21 protein-coding genes are annotated in these 16,928 nt (G+C 68.9%); 12 read left to right on the top strand and 9 right to left on the bottom strand.

Going from position 1 to position 16,928, the window contains the following annotated elements; translation table 11 throughout:
- The first annotated feature begins 138 nt into the window (after positions 1 to 138).
- From NL112_RS12065 to NL112_RS12050, 4 genes are all read left to right on the top strand, one after another.
- Positions 139 to 288, top strand: coding sequence for a DUF7512 family protein (locus tag NL112_RS12065; RefSeq protein WP_255149086.1), 150 nt, complete (start codon positions 139 to 141; stop codon positions 286 to 288).
- A gap of 26 nt (positions 289 to 314) precedes the next feature.
- Positions 315 to 1,325 (top strand): sulfite exporter TauE/SafE family protein, encoded by a 1,011-nt coding sequence (locus NL112_RS12060; RefSeq protein WP_434084199.1) that lies wholly within the window; start codon positions 315 to 317, stop codon positions 1,323 to 1,325.
- Positions 1,326 to 1,439: 114 nt separating this feature from the next.
- On the top strand, positions 1,440 to 2,630 hold the full coding sequence (locus NL112_RS12055) for an MBL fold metallo-hydrolase (RefSeq protein ID WP_255149084.1): 1,191 nt from the start codon (positions 1,440 to 1,442) through the stop codon (positions 2,628 to 2,630).
- A gap of 122 nt (positions 2,631 to 2,752) precedes the next feature.
- Entirely contained in the window at positions 2,753 to 3,157 is a 405-nt protein-coding gene (locus NL112_RS12050; RefSeq protein ID WP_255149083.1) for a helix-turn-helix domain-containing protein, read from the top strand.
- On the opposite strand, the gene lwrS is transcribed toward NL112_RS12050, so the two are convergent.
- From lwrS to NL112_RS12030, 4 genes are all read right to left on the bottom strand, one after another.
- The gene (gene lwrS / locus NL112_RS12045) at positions 3,154 to 3,555 is read right to left on the bottom strand and encodes an LWR-salt protein (RefSeq protein WP_255149082.1); all 402 of its coding nucleotides are present in this window, start codon (positions 3,553 to 3,555) and stop codon (positions 3,154 to 3,156) included. The two genes, NL112_RS12050 and lwrS, sit on opposite strands and share 4 nt — an antisense overlap.
- Positions 3,524 to 3,802, bottom strand: coding sequence for a 4a-hydroxytetrahydrobiopterin dehydratase (locus tag NL112_RS12040; RefSeq protein WP_255149081.1), 279 nt, complete (start codon positions 3,800 to 3,802; stop codon positions 3,524 to 3,526). The genes lwrS and NL112_RS12040 overlap by 32 nt, the downstream gene beginning before the upstream one ends.
- A gap of 81 nt (positions 3,803 to 3,883) precedes the next feature.
- Complete coding sequence (locus tag NL112_RS12035) at positions 3,884 to 4,708, bottom strand: COX15/CtaA family protein (protein WP_255149080.1); 825 nt, start codon at positions 4,706 to 4,708, stop codon at positions 3,884 to 3,886.
- 60 nt (positions 4,709 to 4,768) lie between these two features.
- Entirely contained in the window at positions 4,769 to 5,680 is a 912-nt protein-coding gene (locus NL112_RS12030; RefSeq protein WP_255149079.1) for a CPBP family intramembrane glutamic endopeptidase, read from the bottom strand.
- 126 nt (positions 5,681 to 5,806) lie between these two features.
- Between NL112_RS12030 and NL112_RS12025 the strand changes: the two genes are divergently transcribed.
- The 5 genes from NL112_RS12025 to NL112_RS12005 all read left to right on the top strand — a co-directional run bounded on the left by NL112_RS12025 (position 5,807) and on the right by NL112_RS12005 (position 11,296).
- Entirely contained in the window at positions 5,807 to 8,050 is a 2,244-nt protein-coding gene (locus NL112_RS12025) for an NADP-dependent malic enzyme (RefSeq protein ID WP_255149078.1), read from the top strand.
- Positions 8,051 to 8,149: 99 nt separating this feature from the next.
- The gene (locus tag NL112_RS12020) at positions 8,150 to 8,935 is read left to right on the top strand and encodes a basic amino acid ABC transporter substrate-binding protein (RefSeq protein WP_255149077.1); all 786 of its coding nucleotides are present in this window, start codon (positions 8,150 to 8,152) and stop codon (positions 8,933 to 8,935) included.
- Positions 8,935 to 9,615 (top strand): amino acid ABC transporter permease, encoded by a 681-nt coding sequence (locus tag NL112_RS12015; RefSeq protein ID WP_255152604.1) that lies wholly within the window; start codon positions 8,935 to 8,937, stop codon positions 9,613 to 9,615. Before NL112_RS12020 ends, NL112_RS12015 begins: the two co-directional genes overlap by 1 nt.
- On the top strand, positions 9,612 to 10,355 hold the full coding sequence (locus NL112_RS12010; RefSeq protein WP_286672164.1) for an amino acid ABC transporter ATP-binding protein: 744 nt from the start codon (positions 9,612 to 9,614) through the stop codon (positions 10,353 to 10,355). Before NL112_RS12015 ends, NL112_RS12010 begins: the two co-directional genes overlap by 4 nt.
- A complete protein-coding gene (locus NL112_RS12005) occupies positions 10,352 to 11,296 on the top strand; it encodes an amino acid ABC transporter permease (RefSeq protein WP_434084186.1) in 945 nt (314 codons plus the stop codon). Before NL112_RS12010 ends, NL112_RS12005 begins: the two co-directional genes overlap by 4 nt.
- On the opposite strand, the gene NL112_RS12000 is transcribed toward NL112_RS12005, so the two are convergent.
- Both NL112_RS12000 and NL112_RS11995 read right to left on the bottom strand, forming a co-directional pair.
- On the bottom strand, positions 11,297 to 12,784 hold the full coding sequence (locus NL112_RS12000; RefSeq protein WP_255149076.1) for a replication factor C large subunit: 1,488 nt from the start codon (positions 12,782 to 12,784) through the stop codon (positions 11,297 to 11,299). It lies immediately after the preceding gene.
- A 58-nt stretch (positions 12,785 to 12,842) separates the two neighbouring features.
- Complete coding sequence (locus tag NL112_RS11995; RefSeq protein WP_255149075.1) at positions 12,843 to 13,244, bottom strand: hypothetical protein; 402 nt, start codon at positions 13,242 to 13,244, stop codon at positions 12,843 to 12,845.
- 135 nt (positions 13,245 to 13,379) lie between these two features.
- On the opposite strand from NL112_RS11995, the gene NL112_RS11990 reads away from it, so the two are divergent.
- Genes NL112_RS11990 through NL112_RS11980 form a run of 3 tightly spaced genes read left to right on the top strand, consistent with a single transcriptional unit; the run spans position 13,380 to position 15,092 of the window.
- Positions 13,380 to 13,826 (top strand): pyridoxamine 5'-phosphate oxidase family protein, encoded by a 447-nt coding sequence (locus NL112_RS11990; RefSeq protein WP_255149074.1) that lies wholly within the window; start codon positions 13,380 to 13,382, stop codon positions 13,824 to 13,826.
- A 45-nt stretch (positions 13,827 to 13,871) separates the two neighbouring features.
- Positions 13,872 to 14,474 (top strand): GNAT family N-acetyltransferase, encoded by a 603-nt coding sequence (locus NL112_RS11985; RefSeq protein ID WP_255149073.1) that lies wholly within the window; start codon positions 13,872 to 13,874, stop codon positions 14,472 to 14,474.
- 48 nt (positions 14,475 to 14,522) lie between these two features.
- Complete coding sequence (locus tag NL112_RS11980; protein ID WP_255149072.1) at positions 14,523 to 15,092, top strand: DUF7978 family protein; 570 nt, start codon at positions 14,523 to 14,525, stop codon at positions 15,090 to 15,092.
- Here the strand turns inward: NL112_RS11980 and NL112_RS11975 are convergent, their stop codons facing one another.
- From NL112_RS11975 to NL112_RS11965, 3 genes are read right to left on the bottom strand one after another with little or no spacing between them, the layout of a single operon-like run.
- Positions 15,093 to 15,575, bottom strand: coding sequence for a GNAT family N-acetyltransferase (locus tag NL112_RS11975; protein WP_255149071.1), 483 nt, complete (start codon positions 15,573 to 15,575; stop codon positions 15,093 to 15,095).
- On the bottom strand, positions 15,572 to 16,267 hold the full coding sequence (locus tag NL112_RS11970) for a metal-dependent hydrolase (RefSeq protein WP_255149070.1): 696 nt from the start codon (positions 16,265 to 16,267) through the stop codon (positions 15,572 to 15,574). The genes NL112_RS11975 and NL112_RS11970 overlap by 4 nt, the downstream gene beginning before the upstream one ends.
- Positions 16,268 to 16,924, bottom strand: a complete 657-nt coding sequence (locus tag NL112_RS11965; protein ID WP_255149069.1) for a metal-dependent hydrolase — start codon at positions 16,922 to 16,924, stop codon at positions 16,268 to 16,270.
- Positions 16,925 to 16,928 lie beyond the last annotated feature (4 nt).

Genomic DNA, 16,928 nt, shown 5'->3' with positions numbered 1-16,928 from the left:
CTTATCAATCACCACCCGTTCGTTACCGCGATATAGTATTGCACGCTGTGTCCAAAACCGTTATTAGCCCCATTCGTCTACACTCGTCCGTGCAGATGTTCGAGAAATTCACAAGACTATCGCGACGCGACATCAACAATGTTCGGGCTTGAGAGCCTCGGTGGGGTCGGCCAGGCGGTCGAACTCATCGGCATCGTGCTCGTCGAGGCCATCCTGCTGTACGTCGGGTACGGCGCCCTCGAGCGGTATCTCGGGCCGAAAGTGACCGACGCACTCCGGGGTGACTGACCGTGGAACTGTTCGGAATCAGCGCGATGTTGCTCGCGACGTTCACCGGGTTCGGACTGCTCATCGGCATCCTGTTCGGGTTCTTCGGGATGGGCGGGTCGTTCCTGGTGACGCCCGCGCTCCTGGTCATGGGGTACAAGCCGGACGTGGCGGTCGCATCCGGGCTGGCGTTCGTGTTCGGAACCAGCGTCATCGCCACGCTGAAACACCGCGACCTGGGCCAGGTCGACTACAAGTTGGGAGTGCTGATGATAGCCGGCACCACGGCCGGCATCGAGGTCGGCAAGCAAGGGCTCCACTGGCTCCAGCGGATGGGGTACGCCGACACCGTCGTCAGCGTCGCCTACGTGTTCCTGCTGGGTGCCATCGGACTGTTCGTCACCTACACAGCACTGAAGGGCGGTGACGGGGGTATCAGCCACGACGTCGAGGAGGACGCCGACGTGGACCCGGACGACATCCCCGACATCGCCAAGAGGATACAGTCCGTCCACCTCCCCCCGATGATCAGCGTCCGTGGCGGCTTCACCGTCTCGCTGTGGATGATTCTCGCAGTGGGGTTCGCCACGGGTCTGCTGTCGGGACTGCTCGGCGTGGGTGGCGGATTCATCCGCATGCCCGCGCTGTTCTACCTCATCGGGGTGCCGGTTCCCGTGGCCGTCGGCACCGACCTGTTCGAAATCGTGTTCTCGGGCGGCATCGGGAGCTTCCTGTACGCGCTCGACGGCGCGGTCGACCTGACTATCGTCGCCCCCCTGCTCGCGGGGAGCGCGCTCGGCGCGCGTCTCGGCGCGGGCGCGACGAGCCTCGTCGACGAGGACGACATCAAGGTGTACTTCGGCGTCATGCTACTGCTCGGTGCGCTCGCCGTGGCGGTTCGCAAGGTCGGCGGCGCACTCGACGTGCCGGTGCTCGACACCGTCAGCCTTGCCATCATCCTCGGGGCGGCGCTACTGGTCAGCGCCGCAGTCACGGTCAGCGCCGTCCGGGAGCTCCGTGCGGAAGCCCCGGAGAGCCGCTCCGTCAGCGCCGACTGACGCGATACTCGATTTTCCGTACGCACCGCGCTCTCCCCAGCCACGGCTGACGAGATGATATTGTGAGAATTGCGCAATTCTTAACTTCCCTAGTCACCAAGCAGGGAGTGACGCATGGATGCAGACGCGTTTCCGACTCCGGACGAACCGGTCGAATCGCTCGCCCCCGAGGACCTGAAGGCCCGTATCGACGCGGGCGACGAGGTGACGATACTCGACGCCCGGATGGAGGGCGACTTCCAGGAGTGGCACATCGACGGCGAGGGCGTCGAGATAGCCAACGTTCCGTACTTCGAGTTCCTCGACGGCGTCGACGACGACGCGCTCGAGCGCGTGCCCGAGGGCGACCCGCTGGTCGTCCTCTGTGCGAAGGGCGGCGCCAGCGAGTACGTCGCCGGCACGCTCGCCGAGGAAGGGTACGACGTGGTCCACCTCGCGGAGGGGATGAACGGCTGGGCGCGCATCTACGAGCGCCACGAGGTGACGCGCTACGACGGGCCCGGCACCGTCTATCAGTACCAGCGACCGTCCAGCGGCTGTCTCAGCTACATGGTCGTCGACGGCGACGAGGCGGCGGTCATCGACCCCCTGCGCGAGTTCGCGGACCGCTACCGCGCGGACGCGGCCGAGGAGGGGGCCGACCTCGTGTACGCGCTCGACACCCACATCCACGCCGACCACGTCTCGGGCGTCCGCACGCTCGACGACGAGGCGACGACGGGTGTCATCCCGGCCGCGACCGAACAGCGCGGCGTCACCTACGCCGACGATCTGGTCACCGCGGGGGACGGCGAGACGTTCGCTGTCGGCGACGCCACCGTCGAGGTGGTTCACACGCCCGGCCACACCTCGGGGATGACCTCGTATCTCGTCGGCGGGAGCCTGCTGGCGACCGGCGACGGGCTGTTCGTCGAGAGCGTCGCCCGCCCGGACCTCGAGGAGGGCGACGAGGGCGCGGCCGACGCGGCCCGACGGCTCCACGACTCGCTCCACGAGAAGGTGCTCCCCCTCGAGGACGACGTGCTCGTCGCGGGCGCGCACGTAAGCGACGCCGCCGACCCGGCCGACGACGGCACCTACACCGCGCCGCTACACGCGCTCGTCGACCGGATGGACGCGCTCACGATGGAGGAGGACGCGTTCGTCGAACTGGTGCTCGCGGATATGCCACCCCGCCCGGCGAACTACGAGGACATCATCGAGACGAACCTCGGAAAGCGGTCCGTGGACGACGAACGGGCGTTCGAACTGGAGCTCGGTCCGAACAACTGCGCGGCCAGCCAGGACGCGTTGACCTCCGACTGAGGACCGTGCCCGACCGACACGACCATCCGGAGCGACCGTCCGACGCCCGCGACGCCGAGCGGCCGGTCTTGGGCCGGCACGACACAAGCGTTATTCCGCGCCGGCGCGTACAGCCCGGTGAGATGGGCGATTCCATCGGCGAGATGCTCCGGGAGGACATGGCCTGCGAGGGCCTGCTGGAGTGTTTCCACGGCCTGAAGGCGCTCGACCGGGAGGTGTTCGCCGTCCTCGTCGACGCCGAGGAACCGCTGACGGTCGACGAGATCGCGGAGGCAGTCGACCGCGAACGCTCGACCGCCTACCGCTCGGTCCGGCGGCTCAAGGACACCGGGTTCGTCCGGAAGGAGCAGGTGAACTACGACCAGGGCGGCTACTACCACGTGTTCACCCCTGCGGACCCCGACCAGGTGGCCGACGAGATGCAACGGATGCTCAACGACTGGTACGCACAGATGGGTCAACTCATCGCGGAGTTCCGCGAGAAGTACGAGGACGCCGACGCGCTGGCCGTCGCCGCACAGGACTAGCCGTCGATTCGGACGCTCGACCCCAGGTAGTTCCGCACGACTTCCTCGGCGTTCCCCGCGTTGAACAGCCCGAGGTTCGCCTCGATTTCGGCGTTCAACGCCGCGAGATACTCCGCGTCACACGTCAGTTCGCTGAACGACACCGACGCCACCTCGACGCCCAGCGTCTCCGATGCCGTCTCCCGGAGATGTCGCTCGTCGTTCACCTCGCCGCGCCACAGGTTGTCGCGGAAGAACAGCCACCCCTCGTCGCCGGGCGGTGCGGCCCGCTTTCTGAGTACCGTCTCGAACGTCGCTGGCTCGAGCGACACGTCCGGGTCCGACGAATCGACCCGGAACCGCACCCGAAACACGTAGGCGGCCACGTCAGTCGGCCAGTTCGTTGAGCCGGCCCGCAAGCGAGATGTCCTTCCCGGTGATGCCGCCCGCGTCGTGGGTCGTCAGCCGGACCTCCACCTCGCGCCACTCGACGGTCATCGTCGGGTGGTGGAACGCCTCCTCGGCGAGTCCGCCCGCGCCGGCGGCGAAGCCGACCCCTTCGAGATACGAGTCGAACTCGAAGGTACGAACTATCTCGTCGCCGTCGCGCTCCCAGTCGTGGGGTAGCTGTGCGTCTATCTCCTCGTCGGTGAGTAGTTCGGTCATGCCTCAACGAACGCGGGGCGCGAGGATAAAAACTCGGGGGCGCGTCACCGACCCGTGGCAACTCCTTTCGGTCGGACCCGCTCAGTCGTCCGAGTCGGCGAAGATGCCGGTCGACCGCTTCACGGCGATTTCGGCTTTCGCCCACCGGGAGGCGACGAGCGAACAGACCAGCACGAGTCCGAGCGCGACGACGGTTCCGAGCGCGACCGTCCGGCCGTAGTTCTGTCGGCCGAGCACGAGCAGGCCGGCGACGACGAGCGTGGCCAGGCCCGTCACCGCGCGAGTCCGCTCGGCGCGGAGCCACACCGTCGCGGACAGAAGCGCCGCAAACAGCGTCAACAGTAGCGCGTAGTACGCCACCTGGACGGCGGAGCCGAACTCGAACACGAGTCGCGGCGAGACGACGGCCGCGAGCGGCGCCAGTCCCGCGCCGACGAGCGTGGCGGTCCGGGCCCGGACCGCGGTGCGCTCCATCGACCCGGCGTACGCGCGGGCGGCGGCGTACACGACCGCCGCGAAGATGAGCGTCGCCGTCGCGAAATGCGCCACCAGCACGAGCCACTCGTAGGTAGTCACGGTGAACATCCCGAGCACGACCTGCACCGGGAGGACGACCAGCGCGAGCGTCGATGCGTAGCGAACGCCCGCCGATTGGCCGGTGCGCCACGCCTGCACGGTCTGTCCGAGGATGACCAGCCCGGTGACGGCGGCGACGACGCGGTGGAACCACTCGACGCCGCTCAGATAGTTCGCGGGGAGCAACCCCCCGAGCGGGCCGTCACACAGCGGCCAGCGCTGTGCGCAGGTGAGTCCCGCGCCCTCGGCGGCGGTGAACACCCCGAGCAGCATGAGGAACCCGGTGAGGACGGCCGTCGCGGCCGCGAGATTCCGGAATCGGTACTCCATACCGGCGCTCGGGCCGGGGGGAACTTGACCCCTTCTTTTCGGGCGAGGTGACCGGCCCGGCTACCGGCCGCGCCAGCGGGCGATGTCCGTGGCGACCCCGACGTCATCGCGCGTCCACCACAGCCACCCGACGACGAGCGCCAGCGCCACCACCATCTGTGGCTGGCCCGCGCGTGCCGCCGAGCCGACCACGGGCGCGGCGCCGGACACCGAGACGGCGGTAGGACCGCCGGCGTCCGCGGGCAGAAACAGCCAGCCGCCGACGAAGTTCAGGCCGAGGTGGAAGCCGATGGGAACGGAGAGGTCGCCGGTGAGCACGTACAGCAAGCCGAATACGGCGCCGGCGACCCCGAGCGTGCCCACGCGCCCAGCCGGCTCCCCGTGGATGACCACGAAGAACGCGGCGGCGACGACCCACCCCGCGAGGACGGCACGACGCGCCGTCAGCCCGCGACTGCCGGCGCCCTCGGCGGCGTTCCGGAGGACGAGACCGAAGTAGACGGTGTCCTGCACCCAGACGTTGACCGCGAGCGCCACGAACGCCCCCGCAAGTGCGACGGCGAGCGACGCGTCCGCGGCGACGGCGAGACTGGCGACCCCCAGCGCCGCCGCGCCGCCGTACCAGACCACGTAGCCGACGACGACGGCCGAGAAGGCGACGACGGCGTCGCGGAGCCACCCCGTCGAGAGGGTGAGCCCGTAGTTCCGGATTGCCCGCCGGTCCACGTACCGCGCCCAGAGGACGAACAGGAGACCGAACCAGCCGGCCTGTGCGAGCCCCGTCGGCACCATCCCCGGGACGCCGAGCGCGCCCGTGACCGCGCGGGCGACGAACTGCGTCGAGAGGACGAGCGGCACCGCGAGCAGTAGCCGCCACGTCGCGCGGAGCCGCGGGTCCTCGTCGCCGAACAACAGCGACCGGACGCCGCTTGCGGCCCCCGCCGTGCCCCCCTCAGTTGTTTCCCCTGCCATACCCGGGGCGCGTGCCCTTTCATGTTAACTGTTGGCACAGTTTCGCGCGGTCGTTCGGCCCCGGCGTGATACGGCGATACCCCGTCGTTCGGATAGCTTTTTGGTCGCCGGAGCGGGTCATCCGGCATGGGACTCGACGAGGACTCTCTGGAGTATCACGAGCGTGACCCGCCGGGGAAAGTGGAGATATCGACGACGAAGCCGACGAACACCCAGCGGGACCTCTCGCTGGCGTACTCGCCCGGCGTCGCCGCGCCCTGTGAGAAGATAGCCGAGAACGCCGACGACGCCTACCGCTACACCGCGAAGGGGAACATGGTCGGCGTCGTCTCGAACGGCACCGCCGTCCTCGGGTTGGGCGACATCGGCGCGCAGGCCTCCAAGCCGGTGATGGAGGGAAAAGGCGTGCTGTTCAAGCGGTTCGCCGACATCGACGTGTTCGACGTCGAACTCGACCAGGACGACGCCGAGGACGTCATAACGAGCGTGAAGGCGATGGAGCCCACCTTCGGCGGCATCAACCTCGAGGACATCAAGGCGCCGGAGTGTTTCGTCATCGAGGAGCGCCTGCGCGAGGAGATGGACATCCCCGTCTTCCACGACGACCAGCACGGGACGGCCATCATCTCGGGCGCGGCGCTCATCAACGCCTGCGACATCGCCGGCAAGGACATCTCCGAACTCGACATCGTGTTTTCGGGGGCCGGGGCGTCGGCGCTCGCCACCGCCCGCTTCTACGTCTCGCTGGGGGCCAGCAAGGAGAACATCGTGATGTGTGACTCCTCGGGCCCCATCACGCCGGACCGCGATGACATCAACGAGTACAAACGGGAGTTCGCCAACGACACCGCGGCGGACGACCTCTCCGAGGCGATGGCGGGTGCGGACGTGTTCGTCGGGCTCTCCGTCGGTGGTATCGTCAGCCAGGAGATGGTCCGGTCGATGGCCGCCGACCCAATCATCTTCGCGATGGCGAACCCGGACCCCGAAATCGGCTACGAGGAGGCGAAACAGGCCCGAGACGACACGGTCATCATGGCGACGGGTCGCTCGGACTACCCGAACCAAGTCAACAACGTCCTCGGGTTCCCGTTCATCTTCCGGGGCGCACTAGACGTGCGAGCGACCGAGATAAACGAGGAGATGAAACGCGCCGCCGCGGAGGCGCTCGCCGAACTCGCGCGCCAGGACGTGCCCGACGCCGTCGTGAAGGCGTACGGCGACCAGCCGCTCCAGTACGGCCCCGACTACGTCATCCCGAAGCCGCTGGACCCGCGCGTGCTGTTCGAGGTGGCGCCGGCCGTCGCGCAAGCGGCCGTCGACAGCGGCTGTGCCCGCAAGGACATCGACGTGGACGAGTACGTCGAGCGCCTGGAGGCGCGCCTCGGGAAGGGCCGCGAGATGATGCGCGTCGTCCTCAACAAGGCGAAGAGCGAGCCCAAGCGAGTCGCGCTCGGGGAGGGCGACGACGAGAAGATGATACGCGCGGCCTACCAGCTGACCGAGCAGGCCATCGCCGAGCCCGTCCTCATCGGCGACCGCGACGAGATTCGCCGGACTGCCGACGAACTCGGCCTCGAGTTCGACCCCGAGGTGGTCGACCCGGAGGAGGGGAATCTCGACCCGTACGCCGAGCGGCTGTACGAACTCCGCCAGCGGAAGGGCATCACCCGCCGCGAGGCCGAGGAGCTCATCGAGGACGGCAACTACCTCGGGAGCGTGATGGTCGAGATGGGCGACGCCGACGCGATGCTGACGGGGCTGATGCACCACTACCCGGCGGCGCTGAAGCCGCCCCTACAGGTCATCGGCACCGCCGACGACGTCGACTACGCCGCGGGGGTCTACATGCTGACGTTCAAGAACCGCGTCGTGTTCGTCGCCGACGCCACCGTCAACCAGTCGCCCGACGAGGACGTGCTCGCGGAGGTGACCAAACAGACCGCGAAGCTCGCTCGCCGGTTCAACGTCGAACCGCGGGCGGCCCTGCTGTCGTACTCGGACTTCGGCTCGGTCCAGAACGAGGGCACCCGGAAGCCGCGCGACGCCGCCCGAACGCTCCGGGCCGACGACGAAGTGGATTTCCCCGTCGACGGGGAGATGCAGGCCGACACGGCCGTCGTCGAGGAGATGCTCACCGACGACTACTCGTTCTCCGAGTTGGACGAGCCCGCGAACGTGCTCGTCTTCCCGAATCTGGAGGCCGGCAACATCGCGTACAAACTGCTCCAGCGGCTCGGCGGCGCGGAGGCCATCGGCCCGATGCTCGTCGGCATGGACAAGCCGGTCCACGTTCTGCAACGCGGTGACGAGGTGAAGGACATCGTCAACCTGGCGAGCGTCGCCGTCGTCGACGCGCAGGCGGACTGACCGAATCGACCAGTCGTCGCTGGGCGTGTTCGATTTCGCTGTACCTTCCGGCGTTTCCGCGTCGAAACGTTAAAACACGGTTCTGCCGATTGCCACAGTATGGCACGCAACTACTCGATGGACCGTCGCGCGTACCTCTCCGCGCTCGGCGCGGGGACGACCGTAGCACTCGCAGGCTGTACCAGCATCACCGGCGGCGGGTCGGGTACCATCACGCCCGGCACCGCACCCGGGTTCCAGCCGTTCGAGTTCCGCGACGGCGGCGAACTCGTCGGCTTCGACATCGACCTCGTCGAGGCCGTGGTCGCGGAGACCGACTACGAACTCGGGGAGTGGCAGACGTTCGAGTTCGACTCGCTCATCCAGGCGCTCACGTCGGACAAGATAGACATGATAGCGGCGGCGATGACCATCACCGACGAGCGGGACGAGACCATCGACTTCTCGGACCCGTACTACTCGGCGAACCAGTCGGTCATCGTCCGCGAGGACGGCGAGTTCTCGCCGTCGAGCCTCGACGACCTGTCGGGCCACCCCGTCGGCGCCCAGTCCGGCACCACGGGCGAGACGGTCATCCAGAGCCAGCTCATCGAGGAGGGGAAACTGGAGGAGTCGAACTACAACTCCTACGACAACTACGTGCTGGCCGTCGAGGACCTCCAGAACGGCAACATCGACGCCGTCGTCGTCGACGAGCCCGTCGGGGCGACGTTCGCGGACCAGCGTCCGGTGACGGTGGCGTTCGTCTACGAGACGGGCGAGCAGTACGGCTTCGGCTTCCGCACGGACGACGACGACCGGACGGAGGCGGTCAACGCCGGCCTCCAGGCGGTCCGTGACAACGGCACCTACGAGGAACTGCGCAACGAGTGGTTCAGCGGCTGATGCTCCCGTTGCAGGCGGGCCCCTGGGAGTTCATCCTCGCCAATCAGGGGTATCTGCTCGGCGGCGTGCTCGTCACCATCGGGCTGACGGTGGCGAGCATCCTGCTCGGCTTCATCGTCGGCCTCCCGGCGGGTATCGTCGAGGTGTACGGCGACGGGTGGACCCGTCGGCTCGTCCAGCGGGTCGGTGTCGTGTTCCGGGGGACGCCAATCGTCGTCATCCTCGCGTTCATGTTCTTCGTGTTCCCGCTGAATCTCACGGCGTTCGCCGCGGCGACGCTGGGGCTGGGACTGCGAAGTGCGGCCTACCAATCGCAGATATTCCGCGGCACGCTCCAGTCGGTGAGCGAAGGCCAGATGGAGGCCGCCCGCTCGGTGGGGCTCTCGAAGCGGGAGTCCATCCAGCACGTCATCGTGCCGCAGGCGCTCAGGCGGTCGATTCCGGGGTTCCAAAACGAGTTCACCATCGTCCTCAAGGACACCTCCGTCGCGTACGCCATCGGCCTCGGCGAACTGCTGACGCGGGGGACGAACCTGTATCTCACGGAGGCGGGCAACACCGCAGTTCTCGAGATATTCCTCGCGGTCAGCGCCGTCTACTTCGTGTTGACGATGCTGACGAACCGGTCGCTCGACTACGCCGGGAGCGTCTTCTCGGTGCCCGGAGGTGGGAGCCGGTGAGCCTGCTTGAGTTCGAGGAGGTCCACCAGTCGTACGGCGACGAGGAGGTGCTTCGGGGCATCTCCTTCGAGATGGACCGACAGGACGTCGAGGTGGTCATCGGTCCCTCCGGGTCGGGGAAGTCGACGATGCTCCGGTGTGTGAACCGGCTGACCGACATCGACAGCGGCGACATCCTGCTGGACGGCGACTCCATCTACGACCGCAACGTCAACGACCTGCGGCGGCAGGTCGGGATGGTGTTCCAGGACTTCAACCTGTTCGCCCACCTCACGGCGCTGGAGAACGTGACGCTCGGCCTCCGGCGCGTCCGCGGAATGGACAAGGAGGCCGCCGCGGCGGACGCGATGGACCACCTCGACCGGGTGGGACTTGCCGACCAGGCCGACTCCTACCCGGCGGAGCTATCGGGCGGGCAGAAACAGCGCGTCGGCATCGCCCGTGCGCTGGCGATGGACCCCGAGTTGATGCTGTTCGACGAGCCGACGAGCGCGCTCGACCCCGAACTCATCGGGGAGGTGGTCGAGGTGATGCGTGACCTCGCCAGCGAGGGGATGACGATGCTCGTCGTCACCCACGAGATGGGCTTCGCCCGCTCGACGGCGACGACGCTGTCGTTCCTCGACCGCGGCCGCGTCGTCGAGCGCGGCCCGCCCGAACAGCTGTTCGAATCGCCCGAGAACGACCGTACGGCCGAGTTCCTCAGTCGGCTGACGGAGGTCCACGGCGGGAACCGATGAGCGAACGCACCGCGAGCGTCCTCGAACCGGACACGGCGGCCGACCTCACGGGCGGACAGATGCTCACGTACGTCGCCGCCGTCCTGTTCTGGGGCTACTTCGTCGTGCGGTGGCTCTACGAGTGGTACGTCGCGGACCTGCTCGGGATGTCCCCGAGCGCGCCGTTCGCGCCCGTCGGGGCGTTCGAGGCGCTGGCCGGCCAGTACGCGGGCACCCCCGTCGGCGGCTTCTGCTCGTTTCTGGCCGTCGCCGCGTCGTCGATGCCCGCCGCCGCCAGCGGCGCGTGGTTGACCGTCGTGTTGACCGTCGTCTCCATCCTGCTGGGACTGGTCATCGCGGTGCCGCTGTCGGTGGCGCGGGTGTACGGCGGCCGCGTCGTCTCGGGCGTCGCGCTCGCGTACACCGAACTCCTCCGCGGGACGCCGCTTCTCGCACAGCTTTTCGTCCTCTACTTCGGGCTGTCGCTGTCGGCGACCATCCGCGGGTTGCCGTTCGTCGGCGGCGGGTTCATCCCCGGACAGGCCGTCATCGTCGCGCTCATCGGGTTCACCATCAACAGCGCCGCCTACCAGGCGGAGTACATCCGCTCGGCGCTGCTGTCGGTACAGGAGGGCCAACTCACGGCGGGCCGGGCCATCGGCCTCTCACAACTCGACACCATCCGGTACGTCGTGCTCCCGCAGGGGTTGCGGTACGCGATTCCCGGCTGGTCGAACGAACTCGTCTACCTCATCAAGTACAGTTCGCTGGCGGCGTTCATCACCGTCCCCGAACTGTACTACCGGACGCAGGCCATCGCCAGCAACAACTTCCGCTACTTCGAGTTGCTGGTGCTGGCGGCGCTCGTCTACCTCGGGATGGTGCTGACGGCGTCGGCGCTGATGAGCGCGTTCGAGCGGGTCGTCTCCATCCCGGGGCTGGGGCAGACGAACCGCCGGTGACTACATGAAGTCCGACAGCCCGGACTGACTGTCGTCCTCCGCGGCGGCCTCCTCCTTCGACTGCTCCGCGTCGTCGCCGTCGGCCGAGCCGCCACCACCGAGCGTCGCCTGCTGGGGGCCGCTCTCCTCGTCGCCGTCCGCGGCCGGGTCGCCCTCCCCGTCGTCGCTCTCGGCGGCCTCCTCCTCGACCCGTTCGAGGAACGCGTCGCCCGCGTTGTCGACGGCCGCCTGCTCCCGGAGTTCTTCGGCATCTTCGACGATGGACTGCACCTTGTTCGTCGACTTCCCCGACCCGGTGACGAACGCGACGTGGTCGGCATCGAGGTCGTAGCGCGCGGTCATCCTGACCGTCAGCTCGCGGTTCTTGCAGTGGTGGGTCATCACCGCGAGATAGGGGACGATTTCCCGCCGGGCGGTGGCGGTCGAACAGCCAGCCGTCTCGGCTATCTGTCGGGCGACGTAGTCCCGGGTGGAGTCCTTCGTCGACCGGTAGGGTGCACCGCCGTAGCGGGTCCAGCCGCCGCGTTTCGTGTCGCGGGCGGCCGCGACGCCGGCCGCGATGTTGTCGGTCGCGTACCGCCAGTAGGAGTAGTTCTGGGTCGCGCGCACCCGGCCGAGCCAGCGGTCGGCCTTCGAGATGTGGCGGTACGCGCGGGCGAGTTCGTCGCCCTCGTACACCTTCGGCGCCTTGTCCTCTATCCACAGCAGGAGGTCGTCGGGCGTCTCGTCGACGTCGTACGTCAACTGGAGCGCGTCCTGGGGGTCCTCCTCCTTGAGGACGGCGTCGAGGAAGTCGAACACGCCCTTGGTGCGGTCGCGGTCGCCCGTAGTCACGTCCTCGACGTCGACGCGGTCCTTGCCGTTCGCGACCGCCTGCAGGTCCTTCACCGCGCCCCGCAGGTCGCCGTCGTTCCCGTCGGCGATGGCCTGCAGAGCGTCCTCGTCGAACGCGATTCCCTCCTTCCGGCAGAGGTCACGGAGGACGGGGACGATGGAGCGCGCCGAGACGTCGCGGAACTCGATTTCCCGACAGGCGTTCCGGAGGCCACGCGACATCTCGTAGTAGTCGTTGGCGATGAGCACCATCGGCTGGCTGGCCTCCTTGACGAGGGAGGTGACCGCGCGGGCGCCGCCGCGGTCGTAGGTGCCGTGGATATTGTCGGCCTCGTCCATGATGACGAGACGGCGGCCCGGCTCCCCTTCGACGGCCTGCGTGAGCGTCCCCGACTTGGCGGCCTCGCCCGCGACCCGTTCGATGACGTCGGCAGTCCGGGAGTCCGAGGCGTTGAGTTCGATGACCGGCCACCCCATGTCGTTGGCGAGCGCGTGGGCCGCCGAGGTCTTCCCGACGCCGGGCGACCCGTAGACGACGACGGCCTCGCGGTGGTCGTCCCACGTCTCGGCCCACTCCTTCAGTTGGTCGCGGGCCTTGTCGTTGCCCCGCACCTCGGAGAGCGTCGTTGGCCGGTACTTCTCCGTCCAGTCCATTACCGGAAGGGAAGCGCGACCGGCGTTTAGTGGTTGCGGAGCGACGGCCGACCACGAGTCAGGCCGCGGCCGGTCCGCCCGACTCCTCGGAGCGCGCGGCCGCGAGGAGGACCCCCGACAGCAGGAGTCCGAACAGCCCGCCTGCGGCACTCCCGACGGCGTAGCCGACGGGGACGGCGGCGTCCACCGTCCACGCGGTCAGCGCGCCGAGCACGCCCCCGACGAGGAGGCTGAACAGCACCGCCACCGCCAGCAGACGGAGTTCCCATCCGTCGTCGCCGCGGTTCTCGTCGGCGTACCCCCCCGCGAGGCCGCCGACGAGGAGGCCGCCGACCACGCCGAACCCGGCCACGAGGGCCAACTCACCGCTCAGTCCCGCGACGACCGCCGCCGTCGCGCCGATGCCGGCGCCCAGTGGGATGCCAGCGCCCGCGCCGTAGCGTCGAAGTCCGTCGGTCATACCCGAACGGACGACGACCACCCGAATATAGCCGGCTACCGAATCCCGAGATGCGAGACTAGCAGCCCCGGCCAGTCGGCCGTCGGCACGCCGCCGACGCACAGACTTTTGCGCCGTGACGTGCTACTGAGCCCCATGGACGAGACATCCCCGGTCGCACTCGACGGCGACGCCATCACCGAGTTCCTGGGCACCGGCGGCACGGGTGTCATCTCGCTTTCTGCCGGCGACGACCCCCCGGTGTCGCGGCCGGTGTCGTACGGGTTCGACGCGGAGACGCGGAGCTTCTACTTCCGGCTTGCGGCCCCGGCCGACAGCGAGAAGGCCGGGCGTCTCGACGGCCCGGCCTCGTTCGTGGTCTACGGCGAGACGGTCGACGGCTGGCGGAGCGTCGTCGCCACGGGGTCGCTCGCCCCCGTCGGGGAGGAGACCGTCGACACCGAACTGCTGGAGGGACTTCGCCGAGTCCACATCCCGCTTTTCGACGTGTTCGACCACGACACCCGCGACGTGCCGTTCCAGTTCGTTCGCCTCGACCCCGACTCGCTGACCGGACTGGCCGAGACCGACGCGCCGGAGTGACACGGGCCGCCAAGGGTTTTTCCACCCCGGACCGAACGCCCGAGCATGACGCTGTTCCCCGCCGAGATGGAGTCCGAGCGACTCCGCTACGAGGTGGTCCACCCCGACCGGACGGACCCGCTGGAGATGTACGAGGCCGCGAGCCACCGCGCCGACCGCATCGACGAGGCGACCCGCTATCTGACGTGGGACCCCCACGAGACGCCGAACGACTCGTTGGGGTTCGTCCAGCACGCCGGCGGGCAGTACGACGACGGCGAGGCCGCCCACTACGTGCTCCGACCGAAGGCCGACGAGGACGGTGCCGGGGAGTTCGCCGGCACCGCCGCGCTGGAGGTCGACTGGGACCGACGGCTCGGGACGCTGGGCATCTGGCTCCGACCGCGGTTCTGGGGCCGCGGCTACTCCGGCGAGCGCGCGGCCCGCTATCTCGAACTCGCGTTCGACCGTCTCGACCTGGCGTACGTCGTCGTCGAGCACGACGCCGACAACGAGAAATCGAGACGTGCCATCGAGCGATACGTCGAGCGGTTCGGCGGCCAGCGGGACGGCCAGCTCCGCAACGGGGGCGTCCGGCAGGACGGCACCGTCTACGACAGCGTCCGGTACTCAATCGGCCGCGAGGAGTGGGCCGCGGCCCGCGAGTGAGCGCCGTCGGCCACAACCTACTTTCCGGTCGCGGCTGAACCGCGTTCCATGTCCACCGACAGAAGTATGCGGGAGTTGCCGTTCGGCGTCGGCGCCGTCGCCGGCGTCGCCGCGTGGGTGCTGACGTACCTGTTCACCTACGTGCTGACCAGCAGTGACATCGAGAACTCGTTTCTCGCGCAGTTCTCGGACATCCCGACGTGGAAAATCGTCGGCTGGGTGTTCTACAACGCTCACCTCGCGACGACGAACTTCGACGTCGGGTTCGTGAGCGGGACGACCAACACCATCGGCGGCGACGGCGGCTTCACGCCGCTGCTGTACGTCGTGCCGCCGGTGTTGCTGTTCATCGCCGGCCTCGCCGTCGGGCGGTACTCCGGCGCGACCGACGACACCGTCCGAACCGCCGTCGCTGGGGCCACGCCGGTCATCGGCTACGGGGTCCTCTCGGTCGTCTGCGTGTTCCTGTTCGCGACCGAGAACGTGACGCCCGACCCCATCACCGGCATCCTGCTGGCGGGCGTGCTCTACCCCGTCCTGTTCGGCGCGCTCGGAGCCGTGGTCGCCGGGCTGACGGCCGGCCAGAGCGGCCCGCAGTCGACGACCGACCGACTGTAGCTACAGGTCGCGGGCGACCATCTCGCCCCAGCCCTCGAACCCGTGGCGCTCGTAGAACGCCCGGGCGCGCTCGTTCTCGCGGTCCACGTCCAGCACCACCCTGTCGAGCGGCAGGGCCTGCTCGCGGGCGTGGTCGAGCGCCCGTTCGAGGAGGGCGTCGGCCACGCCCGTCCCCCGCTGGGCGGGGCGGACGAACACCTCGTTGACGACGGCGGCGTCCCACACGAACGCGAGCCGTTCGGGCAAAAGAAACACGTAGCCAGCCAGCCCCTCGTCGCCGGGTGCGACGAAGATGCAGTCCTCGTCGCCGGTACAGCGGTCGACCCAGTCGAGCCACCGACGGCGGTAGTCGTCGGTGAGTTTGTCGTCGTAGGCGCTGGCCTTCGCGTCGTCGCCGGTCGCGCCGAGTTCACGCTCGAAGGCGGCCTTCAGCCGCCAGAGCGCGTCGTCGTCGGCCGAGCGGTAGGGGCGGACGGTCGTCACTCCCCGTCGCTGGGACCCGGGGCGCCTTCAGTCCGCCGGAGCCGGACCCAGGTGACCAGCAGGCTGGCGACCAGCAGAGTGAGATGCCACCCCCGGTAGGCGACGGGGAACACGCGCTTGACTCCCTCGGGTTCGGGTCCCTTCGACGGGTCGACCCCGCTCCCGACGTGGACCTCGTCGGTGGAGCCGCGCTGGCCCACGTCGACGCTGGGTGCGCCGCCACCGCCGCCCCCACCACTGCCGCCGTCCGACACCTCGACGAACGTCTGGAACACCCCCTGCGTCGAGGAGTAGCCGGCTTTCCCGTCGAGGCTGACGAACTGGTCGTAGAGGGGGTAGAACACGTTGACGCCCTGCGCGGTGAACAGGTCGAGGCCGATGCCGCCGAACGCGAGTCCCGCCACCGACGCCCACGCAACCTGTACGCCCCACGTCCCGTAGCGGTCACGGAGCCACGACCCGTCGCGGAGACGGGTGTCGTAGTACACCGCGGCCGTCGCGCCGAGCGGCACGAACAGGGTGTGGAGTGCGGCCCGATGCGTCGACTCGACGAGGAGGCTGGCGAACACGTCCAGGTCGGGAACGAGCGCGGCCACCCCCACCACGACGAGCGCGCGACGGTCGTATGCGCTCCCGAGCAGACCCGCCGCCACCAGCAGGGCGACGGCGACGTGGACGACCGTCGACGGCACTCAGACCACCCCCCACGAGCGCAGGCGAGTCCGCGCGGCGACGACGGTGACGCCGGCCAGTATCACGAGCAGTTCCCAGCCGGATTCGACGGCGAAGAACACGCGTTCGAGCCCCTGGTCCGGGCCGGGGGCCGGGTTGAGGAACGTCGGGACCACGTACTGGCCGGCGACGGTGCCGCGGCGCGCGCCCGGGAACAGCGGACCGGGGCCGAGGTTCGGCTGGATGAACGTGAACACGATGCCCTGCTTGTTGTTCACTTCGAACCGGCCGACGACGGAGTAGAAGCGGTCGTGGACAGGGTAGAGGGGCGCGGCGCTCTCGACGTTCAGCAGGTCCAGGAGGATGCCGGGGACGACGTAGGCGGCGACGGCGACCCACGCGACGCGGACGCCCCACGCGCCGTACCGGCCGCGGAGCCACGAGTCGTCGCGGTAGCGGGTGTCCCAGAGGACGAGAGCGGCCGCGAGCGCTGGGACGAACACGTTGTGCAACAGGGCGTTGTGGAGCCCCTCGACGACGAGGCCGGCGAACGCATCGAGGTCCGGCGCGACGCCGGCGGCGACCACGACGGCGACCGACCGCGGGCCGAACGCGTCACCGAGGAGGGCGGCGGCGAGAAGCGCCGCGAGGGCGGCGGCGACGAGCGTCGAGGGCATCTGC

Source organism: Halorarius halobius (genome assembly GCF_024298865.1).
Classification (GTDB): Archaea; Halobacteriota; Halobacteria; order Halobacteriales; family Haloarculaceae; genus Halorarius; species Halorarius halobius.
The sequence above is the reverse complement of the archived record's forward strand: the minus strand, read 5'-3'. Positions and strand labels throughout refer to the sequence as shown.

What these genes read in the sequence shown, in the direction of transcription:
- NL112_RS12065 (WP_255149086.1), top strand. Translation starts at nt 139, where the DNA reads ATGTTCGGGCTTGAGAGCCTCGGTGGGGTCGGCCAGGCGGTCGAACTC.
- NL112_RS12060 (WP_434084199.1), top strand. Translation starts at nt 315, where the DNA reads ATGTTGCTCGCGACGTTCACCGGGTTCGGACTGCTCATCGGCATCCTG.
- NL112_RS12055 (WP_255149084.1), top strand. Translation starts at nt 1,440, where the DNA reads ATGGATGCAGACGCGTTTCCGACTCCGGACGAACCGGTCGAATCGCTC.
- NL112_RS12050 (WP_255149083.1), top strand. Translation starts at nt 2,753, where the DNA reads ATGGGCGATTCCATCGGCGAGATGCTCCGGGAGGACATGGCCTGCGAG.
- NL112_RS12040 (WP_255149081.1), bottom strand. Translation starts at nt 3,802, where the DNA reads ATGACCGAACTACTCACCGACGAGGAGATAGACGCACAGCTACCCCAC.
- NL112_RS12035 (WP_255149080.1), bottom strand. Translation starts at nt 4,708, where the DNA reads ATGGAGTACCGATTCCGGAATCTCGCGGCCGCGACGGCCGTCCTCACC.
- NL112_RS12030 (WP_255149079.1), bottom strand. Translation starts at nt 5,680, where the DNA reads ATGGCAGGGGAAACAACTGAGGGGGGCACGGCGGGGGCCGCAAGCGGC.
- NL112_RS12025 (WP_255149078.1), top strand. Translation starts at nt 5,807, where the DNA reads ATGGGACTCGACGAGGACTCTCTGGAGTATCACGAGCGTGACCCGCCG.
- NL112_RS12020 (WP_255149077.1), top strand. Translation starts at nt 8,150, where the DNA reads ATGGCACGCAACTACTCGATGGACCGTCGCGCGTACCTCTCCGCGCTC.
- NL112_RS12015 (WP_255152604.1), top strand. Translation starts at nt 8,935, where the DNA reads ATGCTCCCGTTGCAGGCGGGCCCCTGGGAGTTCATCCTCGCCAATCAG.
- NL112_RS12005 (WP_434084186.1), top strand. Translation starts at nt 10,352, where the DNA reads ATGAGCGAACGCACCGCGAGCGTCCTCGAACCGGACACGGCGGCCGAC.
- NL112_RS12000 (WP_255149076.1), bottom strand. Translation starts at nt 12,784, where the DNA reads ATGGACTGGACGGAGAAGTACCGGCCAACGACGCTCTCCGAGGTGCGG.
- NL112_RS11995 (WP_255149075.1), bottom strand. Translation starts at nt 13,244, where the DNA reads ATGACCGACGGACTTCGACGCTACGGCGCGGGCGCTGGCATCCCACTG.
- NL112_RS11990 (WP_255149074.1), top strand. Translation starts at nt 13,380, where the DNA reads ATGGACGAGACATCCCCGGTCGCACTCGACGGCGACGCCATCACCGAG.
- NL112_RS11985 (WP_255149073.1), top strand. Translation starts at nt 13,872, where the DNA reads ATGACGCTGTTCCCCGCCGAGATGGAGTCCGAGCGACTCCGCTACGAG.
- NL112_RS11980 (WP_255149072.1), top strand. Translation starts at nt 14,523, where the DNA reads ATGTCCACCGACAGAAGTATGCGGGAGTTGCCGTTCGGCGTCGGCGCC.
- NL112_RS11965 (WP_255149069.1), bottom strand. Translation starts at nt 16,924, where the DNA reads ATGCCCTCGACGCTCGTCGCCGCCGCCCTCGCGGCGCTTCTCGCCGCC.